Here is a 4,443-nt window from a genome sequence, read left to right on the forward strand (position 1 = left end):
AGTGTTTTACCGTGAGGCAAAAGGCTGGTTAGGGCTAAAAGAATATCAAGTGAGAAGCATAAAAAGCCTTCACCGACATTTGATATTAGTTTTTTGCGCTTACACTTTTATTGTTTGGCAACAGTTGACAGGAGGATTGAGACGGCGTTGGGCAAACAAACCTTTAAAGACTTTTACGCTCTGCTTTGTTAGCTTTTAGAACGGCTATATCTTATAGATTTGTCGCTTGGCTCCAAGATAATGGTGACGTATTTGCCATACACCTAGCAGGTTTGGGCTATGTTTGGGCTTGAATTTTGTTCAAGTCCCGATAATCAAAGTAAGCAATAATCTCATCTAGCCAACGAATAATAGTGTTCTGACTATCGGGAAAATATTTTTTTGCTCCTGATAGCCATCTTCCCAGTTTAAATAAACCAACCAACCAATTATTAGTCTGTTCAAAAATATTTCTGAGCTTTTCTTTTAATTCAGGCATGAGCTTGAGAGTAGGAGATACATCTTTAACTTGCACGAGTTTAGTTTTTTGCTCTTCACTCAGGTCTGTTTCGTTCTTCAGCAACACATATTTACTTTTCTTCAATCCTTCTAAAACTCTCTCCTGCTCGACTTTTTCTTCTGAAGAGCCTGCTTATTTAATTAAATCTTCTATCTGTCTTCTCTCGCGCTTTCTTTCGGCGTCTAATTCCCTGTTTATTTGTGCCATTACATGAAATCTGTCGGCGACTACTTGAGCATTTGGCATTAAGTCTATTACTAAATTTTTATAACCTTTCCATAAATCTATACTTACTTCTTCTATTTGCTCTAATACCTCTTTTCCCCACTCCAAGAGGACTTCCCTAATTTCTTCTTGTTTTCTTCCTGGCAACACCCCGATTAGCTTAGACTTCTCTAAATCTATTAATACTGCACAGTAATTCCCTTTTCCTTTAATTACAGCTATTTCATCAATCCCTAATCTCTTCAACTCGCTAGGCTTGGCTTTCAAGTATTCTTTCGCTGCGTCTTTCAACATCCTTTCTATTTCTTCTGTTGTCACTACTCCTTTTTTGGCTACGCTGTGGATATCGTTCTCTAACACTTCTTGAATTATTTTCCTAGCTAGCCGTTTCGTATAGCTTCTTCTTTTTCTGACCAACTCTAACTCTTCACTAAATGGCTTGCCACATTTTTCACATTTAAACTGTCGTCTGTTAATCTCTAAAAATACGAAGTTCTCTCCCCAAGGTACATCTTTGACTAGGTATCGATGATTTTGATGTAATCTATGGCTTTTTGTCCCACAGCGGGGACAGCTACTTTCCTTTCCAATTTGTTCGAGCTGTAAAATTATTCCAATCCCTTCATGCTGGCGATGTGAGATTACTTTTATTCCCTCTATATTCAACAGCTTGGTTGAAAACTTTATCTCATTTTTCGTTCTCATGGCTGTTAAACCCACCTAACCCCTCTAGCTTTGGCTTATATTTAATAATAAATGAGCTTCTTCTGTCAACCCGGGTAATGACTCTACCAAATATTTTGCTAGCTTCATTTGTCTTTCTTTCCTGGCGCGAGCTATTCATTTAGCATATTAACTACTGAAGAGCCGATAAACTCAAAGAACAGGTAGATATAATTATCAAATCTCTCACGAATGAAGAAGTTTTATCTCTCTGTGGTTGGGACTATATCCTTGAAGCTATATTAAGTGCAGGTTCATAGTGAATTGGTATGACCACGATCGCGCTCTTTTTAGCGTCTGCCTCTACACCGCTGCCCGGATTGCCGAAGCCTGCACCCTGCGAATTGCCGACGCCTACACCCCAGAAGGGGAAGTGCGCTCGGACATCATCTTTAGAAAAGCCAATACTAAAGGCAAGCTGGCAACGCGCTGCATTCCAGTCATTGAAGACCTGCGAGTGTTACTCGTTCGCTACCACCCAACGCCAGGCCAACCCCTTAATAATCGTGCAGGAAGTGAGCGGACAAAGGAATTTAGAGCAGTTGCAAAGGTATCTGGAAGTCAAGCCGGAACAGATCAGAGGAGCTGTGGCCAGTCTCTCTATGTTGAGTCATGGCAACATCGAAATATCTCTATTTCCCGATCTAAAGCCAGAGTCGGAAACTTTGGGGGAATTTTTTTCGGTAGCAACGATAGAGTGGGGTACGAGTGGATGTGATTGAGCGGACATCAAAGGAATTTGAGATTTTGCCTAAGCGCTGGATTGTCGAGCGTACTTTTGGCTGGCTCAATCAGTTTCGACACTTGAGTAAGGACTATGAACTATACACCCAGACCAGTGAAGCGATGATTTACGGGTCGCTCATCCGTTTGATGACCCGCAGGCTGTCTGCTTAATCTTTTGTTTACAAATTAGCTCTAATATAATAAGAACGTGAAAATCAGGTACTTACCCTATCTAGCAGCCTTTTTAACAGCGACGCTCGTTTTAGCGGTCGCCCAGCTATTCATTCGTTTAGAAAACGAACATTTCCAGCAGGAAAACCGCGTTGCTGTACTAGACCAGCTTAGCACGGTGAGAGCTAAGCTTGAAGGTTCTTTAAACCAGCGATTATTTGTAATGCAAGGTTTGGTAGCTTATATTTCAGTAAGCAATCCAAATATTAGCCAAGCAGAGTTTGAAAATTTGACTAGAGTTATCTTAGCCAAGCAACCCGGTATTCCTAGCGCTGCATTGTTCAAAAATTCCCTTGCAACCCATCTTTATCCTTTAGCAGGTCAAGAAGATGCTTTAGGATTTGCACCCCTGAAAATACCAGAAGAGAACAAGCCATTTCAAAGAGCAATTAATACTAGAAACACTGTAGTTTCGGGACCAGTTAAATTAATCGAACAGGGTAACATGGCTTTGATTACTCGTACTCCAATTTTTCTGAGTCCTGTGGGCAAACCTCCTGAAAGCGGTCGCTATTGGGGAATGGTAAGCATTGGTATTGATTTGAATATTTTATTAAAAGAAGCGGGACTATTAGACTCATCTGCCAAGCTTAAATATGCGATTCGGGGAAAAGATGGATTAGGCGCTGCGGGAGAAGTATTTTTTGGAAATGCGAAGGTTTTCCAGCGATCGCCTGTTACTTTAGAAGTAACTTTACCTAATGGATACTGGCAGTTAGCAGCTATTCCCAAAGATGGCTGGATTGAGAATTCACCTCTTTTAAAAGGGTTGTGGATAGCTTCTACTTTCAGTGCTATATTAGCTAGAACTGCAATATTTGTTTTGGTAAGTACGCCCGCAAAACTAAGAGAAAGAGCTTTACAGTTAGAATCTCTTTTGGATGAACTACGACGTACCCAAACAATGATGATTCAAGCTGAAAAAATGTCGAGTTTGGGTCAGATGGTAGCAGGTGTAGCGCATGAAATTAATAATCCAGTAAACTTTATCCACGGTAATATTAGTTATTCCAGCGAGTATGTAGCTGATTTAATTCGTTTGTTGGATTTGTATCAAAAATACTATCCCGAACCAGCCAAAGAAATTAAACTAGAAGCTGATAATCTCGACTTAGAATTTTTAGTTAAAGACTTACCAAAAACTATCAATTCGATGAAAGTTGGAACCGAACGCATCCAGCAGATCGTCCTGTCATTACGTAATTTTTCGCGTTTAGATGAGTCAGATCGCAAAAAAGTAAATCTCCATGAAGGCATTGATAGTACGCTATTAATTTTGCAAAATCGCTTAAAAGCTAACTCACATTACTCGGAAATTAGAATTGTGAAAGAATATGGAGATTTACCAGCAATCGAGTGTTATGCAGGACAATTAAACCAGGCTTTTATGAATTTAATTAACAACGCGATAGATACTTTGGAAGAGAAGCTGTCGTTGCCGAATTCTAAGGATATATATTTCATTCCGACGATTCAGATTGCTACTAAAATTGAGGGCAAAATGGCCGAAATTCGGATTTCAGATAATGGATCGGGAATGAAAGAAGAAGTCCGACGGAAAATATTCGATCCATTTTATACTACTAAACCAGTAGGCAAAGGTACGGGAATCGGCTTATCAATAACTTACCAAATTATAGTAGAGAGACACGGCGGAAAAATCGAATGCATCTCCGAACCAGGAAAGGGAACGGAATTCGCCATCGCTATTCCTTTAACTAATAAAAATTAGTTGCAAAAATTAGGTTGGCAATACTTACGCTCTTAGATAAAACTGTTTTTAGACGTAGCGGAATCCTACTTAGGGCTTGCTGAAAAAGCCTAAAACCCTTACATCAAAAGACTTTGGCTCCTGACGGGGCTGATCGTGTGTAAGATTATGAGCTAAAATTAGTCAAAAGCCTAGTAGAGCATCACTTTCGTAATGTACCGAAAAGTTGACCCAAGCCCAAACCCACCATCGGGAGCATGTCAATGAAAGCAGTGAGTAATTATACTTATGAAGTTTTTCCCTGATTTCCAATTAACCCGTTCAAGTA

The 4,443-nt window shown here is 39.9% G+C and carries 2 protein-coding genes and 3 pseudogenes; 4 read left to right on the forward strand and 1 reads right to left on the reverse strand.

All coding sequences use genetic code 11. The features are described 5' to 3' along the window. A pseudogene (locus QUA90_RS30055) lies at nt 1-293 on the forward strand (IS701 family transposase); the annotation flags it as partial. Nucleotides 294-307: 14 nt separating this feature from the next. On the opposite strand, the pseudogene QUA90_RS30065 reads toward QUA90_RS30055, so the two are convergent. Next, a pseudogene (locus tag QUA90_RS30065) lies at nt 308-1,429 on the reverse strand (ISL3 family transposase); the annotation flags it as partial. Nucleotides 1,430-1,706: 277 nt separating this feature from the next. Between QUA90_RS30065 and QUA90_RS30070 the strand changes: the two are divergent. From QUA90_RS30070 to QUA90_RS30080, 3 genes and pseudogenes are all read left to right on the forward strand, one after another. Then, complete coding sequence (locus tag QUA90_RS30070; protein ID WP_333332701.1) at nt 1,707-2,165, forward strand: hypothetical protein; 459 nt, start codon at nt 1,707-1,709, stop codon at nt 2,163-2,165. Next, nucleotides 2,156-2,344 (forward strand): annotated as a pseudogene (locus QUA90_RS30075) (transposase); the annotation flags it as partial. The gene QUA90_RS30070 and the pseudogene QUA90_RS30075, both read left to right, overlap by 10 nt. Nucleotides 2,345-2,381: 37 nt before the next feature. Next, nucleotides 2,382-4,136 carry an ATP-binding protein gene (locus QUA90_RS30080; protein WP_333448757.1) on the forward strand — a complete coding sequence of 585 codons (1,755 nt, stop codon included), beginning with the start codon at nt 2,382-2,384 and terminating at the stop codon, nt 4,134-4,136. The last annotated feature ends 307 nt before the right edge of the window (nt 4,137-4,443 follow it).

It is taken from the genome of Microcoleus sp. D3_18_C4 (assembly GCF_036702355.1).
GTDB lineage: Bacteria > Cyanobacteriota > Cyanobacteriia > Cyanobacteriales > Microcoleaceae > Microcoleus.